This window comes from Arthrobacter sp. H-02-3, assembly GCF_003097355.1.
GTDB classification, from domain to species: Bacteria; Actinomycetota; Actinomycetes; order Actinomycetales; family Micrococcaceae; genus Arthrobacter; species Arthrobacter humicola.
The window spans coordinates 285,200-301,753 of sequence record NZ_PYUI01000003.1 but is presented as its reverse complement, the minus strand read 5'-3'; the positions used below and the strand labels follow the sequence as shown (position 1 = coordinate 301,753).

Annotated in this window: 14 protein-coding genes; 7 read left to right on the top strand and 7 right to left on the bottom strand. The window is 64.5% G+C overall.

The features are described from left to right. Nucleotides 1-76: 76 nt before the first annotated feature. The 4 genes from C9424_RS05360 to speB form a co-directional block, all read right to left on the bottom strand. Nucleotides 77-1,372, bottom strand: a complete 1,296-nt coding sequence (locus tag C9424_RS05360; RefSeq protein ID WP_116765863.1) for a D-arabinono-1,4-lactone oxidase — start codon at nt 1,370-1,372, stop codon at nt 77-79. A gap of 28 nt (nt 1,373-1,400) precedes the next feature. Beyond that, complete coding sequence (locus tag C9424_RS05355) at nt 1,401-2,903, bottom strand: aldehyde dehydrogenase family protein (protein WP_202615775.1); 1,503 nt, start codon at nt 2,901-2,903, stop codon at nt 1,401-1,403. 81 nt (nt 2,904-2,984) lie between these two features. Continuing rightward, nucleotides 2,985-4,460 (bottom strand): purine-cytosine permease family protein, encoded by a 1,476-nt coding sequence (locus C9424_RS05350; RefSeq protein ID WP_116765862.1) that lies wholly within the window; start codon nt 4,458-4,460, stop codon nt 2,985-2,987. Between the two features lie 180 nt (nt 4,461-4,640). Further along, a complete protein-coding gene (gene speB / locus C9424_RS05345; RefSeq protein ID WP_116765861.1) occupies nt 4,641-5,645 on the bottom strand; it encodes an agmatinase in 1,005 nt (334 codons plus the stop codon). 206 nt (nt 5,646-5,851) lie between these two features. On the opposite strand from speB, the gene C9424_RS05340 reads away from it, so the two are divergent. Then, the gene (locus C9424_RS05340) at nt 5,852-7,381 is read left to right on the top strand and encodes a PucR family transcriptional regulator (RefSeq protein WP_116765860.1); all 1,530 of its coding nucleotides are present in this window, start codon (nt 5,852-5,854) and stop codon (nt 7,379-7,381) included. A gap of 90 nt (nt 7,382-7,471) precedes the next feature. On the opposite strand, the gene C9424_RS05335 is transcribed toward C9424_RS05340, so the two are convergent. Next, a complete protein-coding gene (locus C9424_RS05335) occupies nt 7,472-8,242 on the bottom strand; it encodes a potassium channel family protein (protein ID WP_116765859.1) in 771 nt (256 codons plus the stop codon). Between the two features lie 149 nt (nt 8,243-8,391). Here C9424_RS05335 and C9424_RS05330 point away from each other — a divergent pair, with 149 nt between their 5' ends. The 5 genes from C9424_RS05330 to C9424_RS05310 all read left to right on the top strand — a co-directional run bounded on the left by C9424_RS05330 (nt 8,392) and on the right by C9424_RS05310 (nt 14,547). Then, nucleotides 8,392-9,432, top strand: coding sequence for an MIP/aquaporin family protein (locus C9424_RS05330; RefSeq protein ID WP_237563303.1), 1,041 nt, complete (start codon nt 8,392-8,394; stop codon nt 9,430-9,432). Nucleotides 9,433-9,555: 123 nt separating this feature from the next. After that, nucleotides 9,556-10,758 (top strand): alanine racemase, encoded by a 1,203-nt coding sequence (locus C9424_RS05325; RefSeq protein ID WP_237563302.1) that lies wholly within the window; start codon nt 9,556-9,558, stop codon nt 10,756-10,758. Between the two features lie 145 nt (nt 10,759-10,903). Beyond that, on the top strand, nt 10,904-12,706 hold the full coding sequence (locus C9424_RS05320; protein WP_116765857.1) for an SLC13 family permease: 1,803 nt from the start codon (nt 10,904-10,906) through the stop codon (nt 12,704-12,706). Nucleotides 12,707-12,782: 76 nt separating this feature from the next. After that, entirely contained in the window at nt 12,783-13,832 is a 1,050-nt protein-coding gene (locus tag C9424_RS05315) for a leucyl aminopeptidase family protein (protein WP_237563301.1), read from the top strand. 49 nt (nt 13,833-13,881) lie between these two features. Further along, the gene (locus C9424_RS05310) at nt 13,882-14,547 is read left to right on the top strand and encodes a GAP family protein (protein WP_161958195.1); all 666 of its coding nucleotides are present in this window, start codon (nt 13,882-13,884) and stop codon (nt 14,545-14,547) included. Nucleotides 14,548-14,575: 28 nt separating this feature from the next. On the opposite strand, the gene C9424_RS05305 is transcribed toward C9424_RS05310, so the two are convergent. Then, complete coding sequence (locus tag C9424_RS05305) at nt 14,576-14,860, bottom strand: hypothetical protein (RefSeq protein WP_237563300.1); 285 nt, start codon at nt 14,858-14,860, stop codon at nt 14,576-14,578. Between the two features lie 572 nt (nt 14,861-15,432). Between C9424_RS05305 and C9424_RS05300 the strand changes: the two genes are divergently transcribed. Continuing rightward, a complete protein-coding gene (locus C9424_RS05300; protein WP_133247480.1) occupies nt 15,433-15,804 on the top strand; it encodes a VOC family protein in 372 nt (123 codons plus the stop codon). A gap of 39 nt (nt 15,805-15,843) precedes the next feature. Here the strand turns inward: C9424_RS05300 and C9424_RS05295 are convergent, their stop codons facing one another. Continuing rightward, on the bottom strand, nt 15,844-16,509 hold the full coding sequence (locus tag C9424_RS05295) for an FMN-binding negative transcriptional regulator (protein ID WP_116765852.1): 666 nt from the start codon (nt 16,507-16,509) through the stop codon (nt 15,844-15,846). Nucleotides 16,510-16,554: the final 45 nt, after the last annotated feature.

Sequence of the window (16,554 nt, the reverse complement as noted above, 5' to 3'; positions counted from 1 at the left end):
AGTTAAGAGCACGAGGTGCGGACCTTGTCCGCACCTCGTGCTTTTGGCTGTGCGCGCGCGTGAACTGCTTGTGGATTTAGCCTACGAGGGCGCGGGTGTGGTCGTTGAGGAACATTCCGCGGGGGTCGAACTCCCGGCGTATCTGGATGAAGGTGTCGAGCTCCGGGTAGAGACGCTCCAAGCGGCTCCTCGTCATGAAATGGATCTTGCCCCAGTGGGCACGCGGCTCGAATTCCTGCAGCAGCGCATCTGCATCCCGGAAGAAAGGCCAGTAGTCAGTTCCAGGTTGAGTGGTCAGGGTAATGACGGTGGTGTCGCGCCCTTGGAACTGGGACATGTACCCTTGGTCGGCCTTCACCCAGCGGACCTCAACGGGGTATTTCTGGTCCGGATGCTTGGTGCGGATCAGGTCCTGGACAGCTTCGACGGCCTCCAGGCCGTGGTGGCTGGGAACGAAGTACTCGAGTTCATGGAACTGTGTGGTGAACCCGCCCGGGTAGATGCGGTACGACCGGTCCAGCCGGGCACCCTCCGTGCGGGAAACTTCACGGTCGTCCTGGATCCGCGCGATGTTGTACCGCTTCGTGTAGCTGCGGTTCGCCATGTTCTGGTCAGGCGAACCGGGGAGGTCCAGGAGCTCACATGAATCGTTGTCCGGGCACCAGAGGAACGAGTAGTGCCTGTTCGCGTCGATGTCGGCCTGCCAGGTTGCCGCGGTCTCCGCCCACGTGGGATACGTAATCTCCTCCTGCAGGTAATAGCGGTCCTCGACCGCCAGTTCGACCTCCAGGAAGATTCCGAGGGTGCCCAAAGCGACCTGGGCGGCCCTGAGTTCGCGGAGTTGCCCTTCACCGATTTCGACGATTTCGCCGTAGCCGTTGATCAGCCTGACCCAGCGCAAGGCGGAGGAGAAACTGCCCAGGTTCTTTCCGGAGCCGTGGGTGCTGGTCGCGAGTGCGCCGGCGATCTGCTGCTTGTCGATGTCGCCCTGGTTGCCCAGTGCCAGCCCCTGTTCCCACAGCGGATCGCCGAAGGCGTTGATGGTGGTGCCGGCCAGGGCCCTGGCGCGGCGCCGCCCGCGGTCGGTTCCGGTGATGGCCGAGAGTGCGGACATGTCCATCAGGACGCCGCCGGTCTGAACCAGTGGAGAGGATGAATGTCCTGAGCCGACCGCGCGGACGGGCAGGCCCTCGCGGATGGCGAACCGGACGGCGTCGAGCGCTTCTTGTTCATTCCGGGGCCGGACCGTGAAGGCCGGTGTGGCGCTCTGGTTTCCGCCCCAGTTGGTCCACGTGACGTCCGTCCCGAAGGGAGCGGACGGGGTCGCCGCACGTGCCGACGACACGGCCTGGGAATGATTCGTGGTGGTCATTGCTGAGCTCCGATGCTGGTATCAACGCTCACGCGCTGTGGTTGATCATGACGTGCTTGGTCCGGGAGTAATCGTCCAGGGCATAGAGTGAGAGGTCGCGGCCATAGCCGGATCCTTTGAATCCGCCCCACGGAACCTCGCAGGCCAACACCAGGTGTGAATTGACCCAGACGGTGCCGAAATCGAGTTGCTTCGGAATGCTCAGCGACAGGCTCGAATCCCGCGTCCACACCGAGGCAGAAAGGCCGTAGGGGCTCTCGTTGGCCCGGGTAATGGCCTCGTCAGTGGTGCTGAAGGACTCGATGGTGACGACGGGACCAAAGATTTCGTGGGTAGCGATATGGGCCCCGGCCGGCACGTTGCTGATCACTGTGGGTTCAATGAAGTAGCCGGTACCTTCCAGTGCCGAGCCGCCGATGGCCACCTGAAGACCCGCATCCTTTGCCTCGGCAAGTGATTCCTTCACGCGTTCGAAGTGCGGGCGCGAAATCATGGGACCGATTTCCACGTCGTCCCCGGCGCCCGGGGCGCCGACGACGAGCGTGCCGACTTCGCGCACCAGGTGCTCGGTAAACTCCTCAGCCACGGATTCGTGGACCAGCACGCGGCAGGCGGCGCCGCAGTCCTGGCCGGCATTCCAGAAGCCGGCGTTTCGCACGCCGGCGGCGGCGGCGCGGAGGTCGGCGTCGGGGAAGACCACAACAGGGGCCTTGCCGCCGAGTTCGAGGTGGACGCGCTTAACGGACTTGCCCGCGGTCTCCGCCACCGCCTGTCCGCTGACGACGCTCCCCGTCAGCGCAATGAGGGCGATATCAGGGTGTTCGGCAAGTCGCTGCCCAACGGTTCGGCCTTGACCCGTCACGACGTTGAGGATTCCATCGGGGATGCGTCCAGCCACAAGTTCCGCCAGCTTCAGTGTCGAGAGGGGAGTCTGTTCGGAGGGCTTGAGGACGATGCTGTTTCCGGCGGCCAGGATGGGCGCGATCTTCCACGCGGCCATCAGCAGCGGGTAGTTCCAAGGGGTAATGACGCCGACGACGCCGACGGGTTCCCTGAGGATGACCGAGGTGTGTCCGGTGGCGTAATCGCCGCCCGCCATAGACGTCAGCGTGCGGGAAGCTCCGGCCATGAATCGGAAGGTGTCGATGGCGCTGGAGACATCGTCCTCCGCGACGGTTCGCGGTTTTCCGGTGTTGGCGGACTCGATGAGTTCGAATGCTTCACGGTTGTCTTCAATGATGTTGGCGATCAGCGTGAGCACCTCGGACCGTTCCTTCGGCGTCGTGGCGCCCCAGGACTTCTGGGCCGCCACGGCCGCCTCGACCGCAACGTCCACATCCGCAGCCGTGCCGGCCTGTACTGACGTGATGACCTGCTCCGTGGTGGGGTCTACGACGTCGATGAGCTGAGTCGAGGAACCGGGGACAAACGTTCCACCGATGAAGTGCCCCGCGGGCGGCAAAATGCCGGCGCAGCTTTGCTCGGAGGAAGAGCGTCGGACTGTGAACTGCTTGATGTCTGTGAGTGTCATGATAATTGGCCTTTGTTTTCTGCGCCGATGTCGGCGCCGGGAGTTTGTGTGAGTGCGGGCCGCAGATGCCCGGGGTGGACGTTACGTCTGCGGCGCCTCAACCAGGTCAGTTGCGAATGCGGGCGACTGAAAGGGGACGGCAACGCCATCCGGCGTCTTCCGGAACACGCGTGCCGCAACGTAGTAGAGGGGTGCAACCACCACCAGGCCAACAATCCAGGAGAGGTCCACGCCGTTCATCGCTGCGGCGACAGGGCCCGTGAACATCGCGGTTGCCGAGAACGGAACCTGGATCAACGCGCCGGCCACATAGGCTCCGATCGCAATCCAGTTGAACCTTCCGTACACTCCGCCGTCGCGCTTGAAGAAGTCTTCAACCCTGTAGTCGCCGTGACGCAGCAGGTAGTAGTCCACCAGGTTGATGGCCGTCCACGGAACCAGGACGTACATCAGGAAGGAGAGGAAGTTCGTGTAGAAGAAGATGAAATTGTCGCGTGCGAACAGGGAGATCAGGAGGGCGAGCGTGAAGAGGAGGATCGCCGTAATGGTCCGGGTCTTGGCGCGGGGCAGCCAGGCCGGCTTGAACGTCTGCCCGATGGTGAGGCTGCACAGCACCCCGCAGTAGAGATTCATGGCGTTCGACGCCGCAACGCCGAGGCAGAAAATGCCGATGACCACCATGGTCCATGGCCCAAGGAGGGCACTGAGGCTCCCGACTATTTCGACGGCGCTGCCATCGGTGATCAGTGTCATGGCGAGCGTTCCCACCAGGGCGCCCAGGACCATCGGGAAGAGTGTTCCCAGGACGCAGCCGGAGTAGGACGCCCAGAACGCCGGGGCCGAGCCGGTGCCCTGGGGCATGTAGCGGGAGTAGTCCGAGACGTAGGGGGCGTAGGCGAGTTGCCAGAGGGCGGAGACGGAGATGGTGGCCATGAAGCCCACCCAGTTGAAGTTCCCCTGGGTCAGGAAGCTGGCCGGCAATCCGTGGACGGCCAGGATCCAGACGAAAGCCAGCACCAGCGCCAGGCCGGCCACGATGCTCAGGAAGCGCGCATAGGCGTGGATGAGCCGGTACCCGAAGATGGTGGCAACCACACTCACGACGCCAATGACAATGATGCCTCCGTCAACACTGATGCCCGGGCTGACCGCGGCCAGCGCTTCGCCTCCAAAGACGAGGTTCGCTGCAAAGAATCCGACGTACATGATCACCACGATGCCAACGATCAGCAGCGCCCCGTACGAACCGAACTGCCCGCGGGTCTGAATCATCTGCGCCACGCCCAATTGCGGGCCCTGTGCCGAATGCAGGGCCATGAAGATGCCGCCGACGAGGTTTCCAATGATGATTCCGACGATGGCGGGTACAAAGCTGAGGCCGAACACCGTGGTCGCGAGTCCACCGGTCACGATCGTCATGATCATGATGTTGGAACCGAACCAGATGGTGAAAAGGTCGCGGGCCTTGCCGTGGCGCTCGTCGGCAGGGATGGGTTGAATGGTCTTGTCTTCGAGCCGGGGCACGTCAGCCGTGGCGCGAGTGGGTCGAGCGCTCATGATGCATTCCAGGAGTACATGGGAACCTCTTTGTTCTGTCCCGGCACTTCGTCGAGCACGGGATCTGTTGTATCAATCATTCGTGACTTTTGTCACAGTGAGAATCCGGCGATTGAACAGTTGCCGTAAACCTCTTCATACATATGTACAAATCAGCCGCGACTGCCCGGCAATTGCGGCTCAAACGGTGGCCGATTCCAGCTGTTGGGCGACGTTGGCGGTGGCCTTGCTGCGGTTCACCATCAACGCCAGGAGGTCGAAGACGAGGGTCGCCGCGGCGACTGTGGTGATGTCTGCGTGGTCGTAGGCCGGAGCGACCTCGACGACGTCGGCGCCCACGATGTTGATGCCGTTCAATCCGCGGAGCAGCGCCAGCAGCTCGCGGGAGTGGAGCCCGCCCATTTCCGGGGTGCCGGTGCCCGGGGCGTAGGCCGGGTCCAGAACATCGATGTCGATGGAGACGTAGACCGGGGTGTCGCCCAGCCGCTCCTTGACGCGCTGGATCGCGGCCGGAACCCCGATGACGTCCAGGTCAGAGCAGCGGATGATCTGGAAGCCGAACTCGTGGTCGCGAAGGAAATCGTTGCGGTCGTAAACCGGGCCGCGGATGCCCACATGCATCGACCTGTCCTCGACGAGCAGGCCTTCTTCGAAGGCCCGGCGGAAGATGGTTCCGTGCGTGACCGGCTGGTCGAAATAGGTGTCCCACGTGTCCAGGTGTGCATCGAAGTGGAGCAGGGCCACCGGGCCGTGGACCTTGTTCAGGGCCCGCAGCATCGGGAGCGCGATAGTGTGGTCGCCGCCGATGGAGATGAGCCTCTTGCCGGAGCCGGCGTCGCCGAGGAGCGGGAGGGCCTGCTCCTCGATCTCACGGACTGCGCGGGCGATGTCATACGGGGTGCAGGCGATGTCGCCGGCGTCGACAACCTGGGCTTCGTACACTGGCTCGACGTCGAGCTCCGGGTGGTAGCCGGGGCGCAGGAGCCGCGACGCTTCACGGACGGCTGCCGGACCGAAGCGGGCACCCGGGCGGTAGGAGGTGCCGCCGTCGAACGGGACACCGACAATCGCAATGTCGTAGTCAGGGACGCGGTCGATCTGAGGAAGCCGGGCGAAGGTGCCCAGGCCCGCGTATCGGGGGACTTTCGTTGCGTCGACGGGGCCGATTGGCTTGTGTGCGGTCATGACAGGGATCCTCCGGTTGCTTTGGTTTCCGGCAGCCCCGCAGATTTCTTCTCCGTGCCGGGCATCTGCGCGGTTGCTGCTACCTCCACTATTAGTGATCTGCGTCACGGCGTATATGCGCAGATTGACTACAAATAACCGAGGGGTTTATACATGTGTATAAGCGGCTTGGGGGCGGCCTCCGCACTCATGAACAGGAACCGCGCATGGCGATCACCGTGGCCGAACTGCTGGCCGAACCCCAGTTGGGCCTGAGCCTTCTGGCGGGGTCCGCCGGTCTGGGCAACAGGGTCACGTGGGCCCACACATCCGACCTCCCGCGGCTGTGGGAATGGGTCACCGGCGGCGAGCTCATGATGACCAACGGGCTCTCCATCCCGGCGGATCCCACGGGGCAGGTTGAGCTTGCCGAGGCACTGGTCAACGCCGGCGCGAGTGCCCTGGCGATCGGCGAGCAGATGCATGCCCCTAAACTGCTTCCCGAGTTCTTCGAAGTCTGCGACCACCTGCCGTTGCCGGTCATCAGCATCCCCTACCCGCTTCCATTCATCGCTATCGCACGTTCGGTCGCTGAGGCTTCGTTGCTTGAGGAGTCCCGAAAACTGCGTCAGACGGCTCGCATCTATGACCTCCTTCGGCTGGCGGGGCCCTCTGACGACAACTGGTTGAGTTTGATCGCTGGCATCGAGGCCGAACTCGACGCGAGCCTCTTCGTGGTTGATCGACGGTGCCTGCATGCCTGGCATCCCGGAGGCCGGTCGTTGCCGCCGGAGCTCCGGCGTGACCTTGAACCGCTGACTAGCAGGTCACCGGTGGCCAGCAAGAAGTTCCAGTGGCACCGTTTGGGGGACCGTCACCTTCTGATGATGGATATTCCGACTCACGCCAATGCGCTCCTGGTGGTGCTGCCGAAATCCGAGCCGCTCCCGGACGCGGTGGTGCTGCTTCATGCCGCCACAGTCCTTGGGCTGGAGCTATCGCGGACGGTTCTGTCGCTCGAGAACCAGCGCCGGCTGGGCGCCGAGTTCCTTGTGCAGGCCTTTGACGGACGCCTGGGCGTAGCCGAGATTGAAAGCCGGCTGCCTGAATTCGGGATTACTTCACGGGAATTCCTCATCATCTCCATGTCCAGCGACGACGGTGAGGCCCTGGCGGGGATTCACGTAGATTTTTGGCGACACGGCTATCCGACGGCCTGCCAGCGCAGGTTCAATATGTTGCATCTGGCTGTCGCCTCAGACTGCACCGACGATCTCCTGCGGCACGTCGTTCCCTTGAATGTGAAGATCGGGATCAGCCGGCCTTCCGCGGCCGCCGGTGCGCAGAGGGCCCTTCAGGAATCGATGTGGGCGCTTGGGACCGCATCAAGCACCGGCGAGCGGCTGGTCCGCTATGCCGAGGGACCCTCCTGGCTGGGACTCACCAGCTTTGAGGAAGGCAACGCACTGGTACAGCGGCTCCTGGGACCCATTTTCCAGTATGAACAGGGAGAAAATGGGGACCTCATCGTCACGCTGAAGACCTTTCTTGACACGCAACGGTCCTGGCAGAAAACCGCGGCTGCCCTGTTCGCGCATCGCCAGACCATCATTTATCGCATCCGGAAGATCAGTGAGCTGACAGGCCTTGATATGACCGAAACCTCCACGCTGGCGCAATTGTGGTTTGCCCTGCAGATCCACGAAGCCATGGACCTCCAAGGCAATCCGCGGCAGAAGAGGCCGGCCGGCTTCTGAAACGCAACGGCACCGACCGGATGCCGCGCCAGGGGACGGCAGGGAGACGGTCGTGATGTGGACGGCCGGTGGGGCGTTGGCTCGCGGCCATTAACCTGGTTCCCTGCGTGGTTTGCCGTCGCCCTGGTCACTGTTGGTTTCATTCAGGCTCCGGGCCAGCTGGTCATTGAGCCTATTGACCTGGGCAGTGAGGCGGGCAAGCTCGTCGTTGCCGGAGACTTGGTCGGCTTTCGTCCGTGAAGCGGTTGCGGCGGTCACACTTTCAACCAGCCAGGAGGACACGGCTGCCGTGACCATGCTCAGGACTGCAAACCCGCCGACCATCAGTGCGGCCGCAGCCCACCGGCCAGGAACGGTGACGGGGTAATAGTCGCCATAACCGATCGTTGTGATGGTGACCACCGCCCACCACAGGGAGTCGCCCATCGTGGTGATATTCGCGTTCGGAGCGCCCTTTTCGAAACTGAGGACGCTCAGGGCAACGGTGTAGATCAGAAGGACGGCCGAGGCAATGACATAGGCCATGACGCGCGTTCGGATGGCGGTGCCCGGGGCCCGGTCCATGACTTTACGCAAGGTGAAGGGCCGCAACAGCCGCAATGGCCGCGCTACCGGAAGCACCACCATGAGCAGGTCCATAGGGTGGCGGATGAACCATCGGCCCCGGTGGGGCGCCAGCACCAATTTCACAATGTAATCGACGCCGAAGGCAGCCCACGTTGACCAGATGACCAGTGTCAGAAGGGTGCCGTAGGGGGCCGGGGGTTCGACAATGACCAGGATGGAGTAGGCGGCCAGGAAAAGAAAGGCCGCACCGACGAGGGGCCACTCGGAATACTTCTGCCACGTCTGAAGCGTCATGGCTGAATCGTAGGACTTTGTTCCCCGGATGTCCTTACGAAATTGCCGCCCCTGTTCTTTCGGATGTTCGCGCCTTTCGGCTGTTCGCGGGCGCCAGCCCGTCCTTTCCCCGAACCGACTGCGCCCTTACCGGCCGTGGCCCGTGACGGATGGATCTCGCTTCATTGGCCGGCCGACAACTCCTGGAGGGCCATCTGCGCAACGCTGACAACCGGCTCCGGCAGCGGTACATTGGGCTTCTCAGGTGCCGCCCCACTCTGTGCCAACAGATTGGCAATCAGATTGGCACGGCACGATTCCATAACCGGCGGAGGCGACACGCCATGGCGGAAAATCAGGGCAAAGACGGAATCGGACGCGCGGGCGCGAGTCAAGACGAGGCGCACAATCACAACCTTGCCAGCGAGCTGGGAGTTGTCGAGCAGAACATCCTGCTGCGAATCCAGGACTTTAATGATCCGCGCCAGGAATGGCGGCGGCTGTTCTCGGAGTTTTACGGCACATTTCTCCTCGTCATTGTCGCGGCCGGGGGTGGAATGATGAGCCAGGCCTTCCCCGGTGTCATCAGCCGCACGGCGGCCGTGGTGGCCCCCGGCCTGATGGTGATGGGGATCATCCTGTTCATGGGCAAAATCTCCGGCGCGCATCTGAACCCTGCGGTCAGCTTCGCGTTCGCGCTCCGCGGTGACTTCCCGTGGCGCAGGGTGCCGGGCTACATCGTCGTTCAGCTCATCGGCGCGACGCTTGCCTGCCTGCTGCTGCAGGCCGTCATCGGTGTCTCCGCCACGTACGGTTCGAACTATCCGGCGGCGGGGTATTCGGCGGGCGCCGCGTTCTGGATGGAGACACTGCTCACGCTCGTGCTGGTCAGCGTCATTCTGGGAACCGCCTCAGGGGCCCAGAACATCGGATTGCTCGGGGCCTTTGCAGTAGGCGCCTACATTGCCGTGGCCGGCCTGTGGGGCAGTCCCATCTCCGGCACATCGATGAATCCGGCGCGAACGTTCGGCCCCGACTTCGCCGGCGGCAATTTCAGCGAATACTGGGTGTACGTCGCCGGGCCGCTGGCCGGCGCAGCGGCCGCCGTCGGTATCGCATTCATTTTGCGCGGCCCGGGCGGCGGGAAGGCGGGCTCGGGAGCCGCCCAGGGAGACCTCTTCACCGAGACCGCCAAAGAAGAGAAACCCTAACGGTCGAAGGGGCATTTTTCCCTCCGATCCCGGTTTTGCCCGGCCATGACGTACTGCCCCAGGATGCTCCAGTAGATTGTCGGAGGGAAAAGCCGCTTTTTGGGCGAACGACAGGGGAGCAGCGTGAGCAAGTCGATCAAGAGTCAGGCCGGAGCCGGTGGAGACTTCGCGGCCAAACGAGCCGCCGCTCCGGCGTATCCGCAGCTGCGGCTCAGCAGCGAGGCCCTCGACAGCAATATCCGGGTCATGGCCGAGTGGTGTCGCGAGCGGGGTGTGGAGCTGGCCCCGCATGTCAAGACAACGATGTCGGCACCGATCATCGAACGGCAGGTGGCCGCCGGCGCGGTCGGCGTAACCGTCGCCACCGTGGACCAGGTCGCTTCGGCACTGGATTGGGGACATGTCCGCGTTCTCGTCGCCAACGAGATCGTCGACACCTTCGGACTACTGCGTGTCCGAACGTGGCTGGAGGAGGATCCGGCCCGGGAAATCCGTTGTTTCGTCGACTCGGCGGCTGGGGTCAAAGCAGCGGCGGCGGCGTTCGACGGCGCGACGGTCGCCCTTGAGGTGCTGATCGACGTGGGAACTCCCGGCGGACGCACCGGAGTCCGCGGCGTGGGCGAGGCCCTGCGCCTGGCCGGGCTGGTCTGTGCCACGCCGGGCCTGAAGCTGGTCGGCGTCGCCGGCTACGAAGGCGTCGTGCCCAACAGCAGGGCCGAGGATACGGTCACGGCGGTTGACCGGCACTGCCAACTGGTAAGGGACACCTATCTGCAAGCCGCGACCTACTTTGAGACCGCCACGCCCATCTACTCCATGGGCGGTTCCGCGTTTCCGGACCGCGTCATCGCGTTCCTTCCTGACCTCGGCGAGGTGCCCGGAACCAGGACTATTCTCCGATCAGGGTGCTATGTGACCCACGATCACGGCACGTACGCCGCCGTCAGCCCCGTGCCGGGTCTCATTCCCGCGCTTTCGGTTCGCGCCGTCGTCCTGTCCACCCCGGAAGAGGGGATCGCCGTCGTCGGCGCGGGCAAACGGGATCTTCCGTACGACGCCGGACTGCCTAGCTTTTTGTCGGCCCGAACGGCTGACGGTGCGACGAAGACCGGCGCAACCGCAGCGGTGCGAAATCTCTTCGACCACCACGCAGTCCTTACCGGCGCGACGGGTCTGGAGGTCACGGATACCGTGGATTTCGGGATATCCCATCCCTGCTCGGCGTTTGATCGCTGGCCCGAATACGTCGTCACGGACGGGGACGGGCAGGGCCTCGACGTGTGGAGCACCGACTTCCGCCGATCCTCGCTGGCGCCGCACTCCTGACTGCGGCGGTCCTGGCTGCGGCGCTCACGCACGGAAGCGCCCTCGATACGGGAGGGCGTTGATCCGTTCCGGAACCCCTGTGCCCGAGGTGAGCCGCGAGGCGGGGGTATATCTGGAATAGGTGTTTTGGTTTAGCGTGTCCCTCATGACGGACATTGCGATCACCGTTCTTGTCCTTGTCGTCGCTGTAGCGGCGTTCGTCTGGAACCGGTTGCCGGTCGAGATTGTTGCCCTCGGTGTGGCCCTGGCCCTGCTGGGAACCGGTGTGATCAGCATGGAGGAAGCATTCTCCGGCTTCGGCAGCGCAACGGTTGTGCTGATCGCTGCGCTGTTCGTGGTGGCTGAAGCCATTGACGCCGCGGGGATCACCACATGGCTCGGGGGTCTGCTCGTCCGGTTCGCAGGCACGAGCCGGGTTCGGCTCGTCCTGCTCATGATGGGCATCACCGCCGTGTTGACGGCGTTCATTAGCGTCAACGGGGCGGTCGCCGCGCTGCTGCCGATGGTAGTGGTCCTTGCCGTCCGGCTGGGCCGCCGCCCGGCGCAGCTACTGATGCCGATGGCCTTCGCCGCCCATGCCGGGTCCTTGCTGGTGCTCACCGGTTCGCCGGTCAACATCCTGATCCTCAATGCCGCCATGGAATCAACCGGTCACGGCATCGGGTTCTTTGAGTTCGGGCTCGTGGGCCTTCCCCTGCTCGTAGGTACCATGGGGCTGGCCGTCTGGCTCGGGCCCAAACTGCTGCCGGATCGCAGCCCTGATGCGCTGCCTAAGGACCTGAGTTCCCACCGGGACACGCTCCTGCAGCACTATCTGGGCGATGACCAGCTGACCAGGCTCCGGATCCCGCCGGATTCGGCCCTCATCGGCCTCCCCACGGCTGACCCCCTCGCGGAGCACCCCGCAGGGCTGCACCTGATCAGCGTGCAGCGCCCTAGCGGCAAACCAGTGCGCGCGGACGAACTTTCGGCCGGGGACCAAATCATCGTGCGCGGTGATCAGCAGCTCATCAACGAATTTGCCACCGCGCATGCGTTGGAACAAACCGACGGCGCCACGTGCGGGCTGATCAGCCGATCTTACGGCGTGGCCGAAGTGGTGGTCGCGCCCCGGTCAAATCTGGTTGGCACCGTCGTGTACCCCGGCATGATCACCGCCAGCGGTGCATTGGTGGTCCTTGCTCATCAGCGTCCGGGGGACCAGCTGTCCCGGGAACGCGCCACTGTCGCTGCAGGTGACATGATGCTGCTCCAGGGAGCCTGGTCCGCGCTGGACAAACATACGGTGGACCACGATGTGATGCTGGTGGATTCTCCTGATGCGATCCGGCGACAGACTGTCCCGTTGGGGCCGGGGGCCGTTCCCGCCCTGATCGTCCTGGCCGCGATGGTCATCATGCTGTCCACGAGCATTGTTCCGGCCCCCGTTGCCGCGCTGTTGGCCGCCATGGCCATGGTGGTGCTCAAAGTGGTCACACCCGCTCAGGCGCACCGTTCGATGGCGTGGCAGACCCTGATCCTTGTGGGGGCCATGATCCCGTTGTCTTCAGCCATCACCAAGACAGGTGCCGCGAGCATGATCGCCGACGGCATGGTCGCCGTCATCGGAGGTTCCGGCCCACTGTTGCTTCTGGCGGGCATTTTCGTGGTCACGGCGGTCCTCGGGCAGCTGATCAGCAATACCGCCACGGCGTTGATCATCATTCCGATTTCGTTGTCAGTTGCGGCCGAGGCTGCGATCAACCCCATCACGGTCCTCCTGTGCGTCGCGGTCGCCTCGTCGGCCGCACTCTTGACCCCCGTATGCACACCGGCCAACATGATGATCATGCAGCCCGCCGGATACCGGTTCGGCGACTACTGGAAGTTTGGTTTGGCGGTCATGGCGCTCTATGCAGCAGTCGCGATTCTGTTGGTCCCCGTGTTCTGGCCCGCCCATGATCTCTAACACACGGCAACATCCCCCACGACGTGGCAGGAACCGGAGGGGTCCCGGAACTGCGGGCCCGGCCCCCGGGATCTCCATGGCCGCGGCCGCCGGGGGTCTGGCAGCAGGGCGCATCACCGCGCGGGCCGCCAACATCGCCCGCGATCTGTGCAACGCCCCGCCCAGCCACCTCACGGCGGCGGATCTCGGCGCGATTGCCAAGGACCTGGGGTCACGGTTCGGGTTCGCAGTGGACGAGTTCGACAAACAGCAGCTGATCGACCTCGGCTGCGGCGGACTGCTTGGTGTCAATGCCGGCAGCGCCCAGGAGCCGCGCATGCTCAAGCTCACCTTCATGCCCGACGGCGAATCCACCGGGCACCTGGGAATGGTCGGCAAGGGCATCATGTATGACTCCGGCGGGGTGAGCCTGAAACCCAGCGACCCCATGCACCTGCTCATGAAGATGGACATGGGCGGTGCCGCCGCCGTGCTCGCGACATTCACCGCGCTGCGCGAGCTCGGGGCCTCCGCCAAGGTCACCGGCTTCCTGATGTGCACCGACAACATGCCGTCCGGCTCGGCCTACAAACTCGGCGATGTCCTCACCGCCCGCAACGGCACCACCATAGAGGTCAAGAACACCGACGCGGAGGGCAGACTGGTCATGTGCGACGCGCTGACATTGGCCGTGGAGGAGGGCGCGGACGCCATCGTCGACATCGCCACGCTCACCGGAGCCTCCTTGATGGCGCTCGGGCAATTGACTGCCGCGCTCTTCGGCAACGATCAACTGCTGGTGGACAGGTTGCGGGATGCTGCCGCCCGCACCGATGAGCAGGTCTGGCAACTGCCGCTGGAACCCCAGTACCGCAAGCAGCTTGATTCGGACATCGCGGACATTTCCAACCTCGGCGGAAAGTACGCAGGGGCCACCACCGCCGCGCTCTTCCTCGCCGAGTTCGCGGGAGACACACCCTGGGCCCACCTGGACATCGCGGGCACTATGCAGTCGGATACCGACGACGTGTGGCGTTCGAAAGGCGCCACCGGCTTCGGCACCCGCACCCTGATCGAGCTCGCCCGCAGCTTTACCCCGGTTCGGGCCGCGTCTGCTGCGGCTTCAGCTCAACCTTCAGCCGAGTAGCGGGAGACGGTTACCGTGTTCCGCGCCCGCCATGGCCCGACGGAGAAGTGTGCTTGAGCTGGTCGCGGAGCTGATGCCGCAAGCCATCGGCCTTGCGGCCAGTCCGCTCCCGCTGATCGCGGTGCTCCTGATGGTCCTGTCCCCGAACGGTCGGGGCAGGAGCATCGGCTTTGCCATGGGCCGGGTGCTCGGGGTCCTCGCGACGGTGATTGCAGTGGCCGCCCTGTCCGAACTCGTCACACAAGGATCCGGCGGGTCACGAATCGGCGCCGTCATCCGCCTCGTGTTCGGGGTGGCGCTGGTCTTCCTGGCCCTGACCAAGATCCGCTCACGGCCCCGGGGGTCCGCCGAACCGAAGACCCCCGGGTGGATGCAAGCCTTGGACGACATGCCGCCCGCGAAGGCTCTGAGGACCGGCTTCCTGGTGACCGTGATCAATCCGAAGGAACTGATCTTCGGCCTCGCGGCCGGTGTCGTGATCGGAAGCTCCACGCTCCCGCCCGGCGTGCTTGCCGCAGCCGTGCTCATCTACACGGCGATCGCCACGATCACCGTCGTGGTCCCGGTGGTGGCGTATCTTTTCCTCGGTGCCCGCGTGCGCGGAGTGCTGGAACCGGTCCGGACATGGCTGGTTCGCTACTACAACATCATCATCGCGGCTGTGCTCGCCATTATTGGCGTCGTGATGATCGGCAAAGGCCTCGCGGGCTTTTAGGCGGTCCCGCAGCTGCCCGCACCGCCGGTCAATCCTTGAGGTGCCGTGTGAGCACGTCAAATTCCTCGACGCCAAGGATCTGCATGTGTTGCTCGGCGCTGGTCTCCGAACGGATTCTAGCCGCAGCTTCCGCGCTGCCGGCGAGGGCTTCCTCGTCCTCCCAGAGCGTGATAGACAGCGACTTGTTGTCCTTCCCCAACAGGTAATAGATGCCAAGGCACCCCGGCAATGCCAGCACCCGGTTGACGGTGTCCTCTGTGGGTGCCCCCGAGCTGTCAGGGCCTGGCTGATAGGTGCTGACGCGAGCGAACATGTCCATCCTCCTAGATACGTGAGAGTCGGAGTGCCTGCCGCTCACGCCCTTTAACAGGGAGACGCACCTTCATGATTGGCGGTCCTGGTGAGCGCTGGCCTGTTCCCCTCCCACCAGTAAGGACCCCGCAGTGCGGATGCACAAGGGTGGAATACTTGCCGGGCGCCCGGCAGGCGGGATCCGGGGAGGGCGCCGGCAGGCGACACGGAAGGCGTGAGCTGTGTAGACAGGGCCGCTCACGCGCCGTCGCTGGCGGATCCGCTACGGAAACGGACACATGACGACGAAAAGGTCCGTCGCTACGCGGATCCGGGCAGCGCCGGACATATTGCATGGCGGCCGTCCGAAAACATGGCGAAAACGGTGCGTGGAAGACACGGGGCCGGTTTCGCAGGGTAGGCAGACGCATCCACGACGGCGCCGCCCGGGTGCGGCGGGTACGAAGGCCCTGTCCCGTCGCCCGTGAACGGTGGGACGATCCGTAGGTAAGCACCAGGACCCATTCGCCGCTTCAGGCGCGCGGCGTGACAGAACGGTCGCGCCGATTGGACGGGTCCGACGAGGAGGTTCTGATGATCACTGCCACGATGGTTGTAGCCACGATTCCGGTCACAGACCTGGAGAGGGCCAAGTCGTTCTACGGCGATATCCTCGGCCTGACATTCTTGTGGGAGACCCCTGCCGGAGTCCGGTTCCGTTGCGGAGCCGCCAGCGAGATCTCGATCTTCAAGCGCCCGCCCGTCACGACGGAGCACACCCTGGCCCATTTTGAGGTGCAAGATATCGAGGCCTTGGTCCAGGACCTGAGCGCGAAGGGCGTGGAATTCCTGGACTACACCGAAGGCCCCCTGGTGACGACGGGCCACATCGCCCAGCTCGGCCCCGCGAGGGCTGCGTGGTTCCATGATCCTGACGGCAACACCCTCGGGCTTCGCCAGGGGTAGAACCAGGGCGGCAGGCAGCACCTCCCGCCCGGTCCCGGATCAGGTCGGGGATCCATCCGAATGCGGGCACCGGGCCTGATCGCGGGCCTCGCGGGCCGCCGCGACGTCCGCGGCGCTTCGCATGTCACCGCGTGCCCGCAGCCCCGCGACGACGCCGTCAATATCGGCGTCGGGCCGGTTCTGGCTGAGCTTGTGCTTCGCCTCGATCCGGGTGATGAGCAGCTCGACGCCGACGATCGCGCTCAGCTGCCCGGCAATGTAGCGCTCGGGCGCGTCGTCCACGGTCCAGGGCCGCTCTGAGCCGGATTCGTTGTGGTCGCTCAGCCGCCTGACGTGGCGGGCAAGCCAGGCCGGATCATCGTGGATGACCAGGGTGCCGTAGACGTGGGCCGTGGAGTAGTTCCAGGTGGGAACGACGCGCCCGTGCTCTGCCTTGGACGCATACCACGACGGTGAGATGTAGGCGTCCGCCCCCTGGATGATGACGAGCGATTCGCCGAGGGCGGGTTCGGACCATTGGGGGTTGTTCCGGGCGAGGTGTCCGTGCAGCGCACCGTGTTCCCCGGCCGCCGGGTCATAGACAAAGGGCAAAAGCGTGGCGAGCATGCCGTTCGCCGTGGAAGTGATCAGGTTGGCCGCGGCCGCCCGGGTGAGCAGGTGCTGGACTGAATCGGAGCTGGCGGCAAAATGTGCGGGGATGTACACGGAGGTTTCCCTTCGGATCGGGGGCCTGGGGTCGGGGCTCGGGGA

Coding starts and splice junctions, on each gene's coding strand:
- speB (WP_116765861.1), bottom strand. CDS start 5,645: ATGACCGCACACAAGCCAATCGGCCCCGTCGACGCAACGAAAGTCCCC.
- C9424_RS05305 (WP_237563300.1), bottom strand. CDS start 14,860: ATGTTCGCTCGCGTCAGCACCTATCAGCCAGGCCCTGACAGCTCGGGG.
- C9424_RS05355 (WP_202615775.1), bottom strand. CDS start 2,903: ATGACACTCACAGACATCAAGCAGTTCACAGTCCGACGCTCTTCCTCC.
- C9424_RS05315 (WP_237563301.1), top strand. CDS start 12,783: ATGGCCGCGGCCGCCGGGGGTCTGGCAGCAGGGCGCATCACCGCGCGG.
- C9424_RS05335 (WP_116765859.1), bottom strand. CDS start 8,242: ATGACGCTTCAGACGTGGCAGAAGTATTCCGAGTGGCCCCTCGTCGGT.
- C9424_RS05340 (WP_116765860.1), top strand. CDS start 5,852: ATGGCGATCACCGTGGCCGAACTGCTGGCCGAACCCCAGTTGGGCCTG.
- C9424_RS05360 (WP_116765863.1), bottom strand. CDS start 1,372: ATGACCACCACGAATCATTCCCAGGCCGTGTCGTCGGCACGTGCGGCG.
- C9424_RS05350 (WP_116765862.1), bottom strand. CDS start 4,460: ATGAGCGCTCGACCCACTCGCGCCACGGCTGACGTGCCCCGGCTCGAA.
- C9424_RS05330 (WP_237563303.1), top strand. CDS start 8,392: ATGGATCTCGCTTCATTGGCCGGCCGACAACTCCTGGAGGGCCATCTG.
- C9424_RS05320 (WP_116765857.1), top strand. CDS start 10,904: ATGACGGACATTGCGATCACCGTTCTTGTCCTTGTCGTCGCTGTAGCG.
- C9424_RS05300 (WP_133247480.1), top strand. CDS start 15,433: ATGATCACTGCCACGATGGTTGTAGCCACGATTCCGGTCACAGACCTG.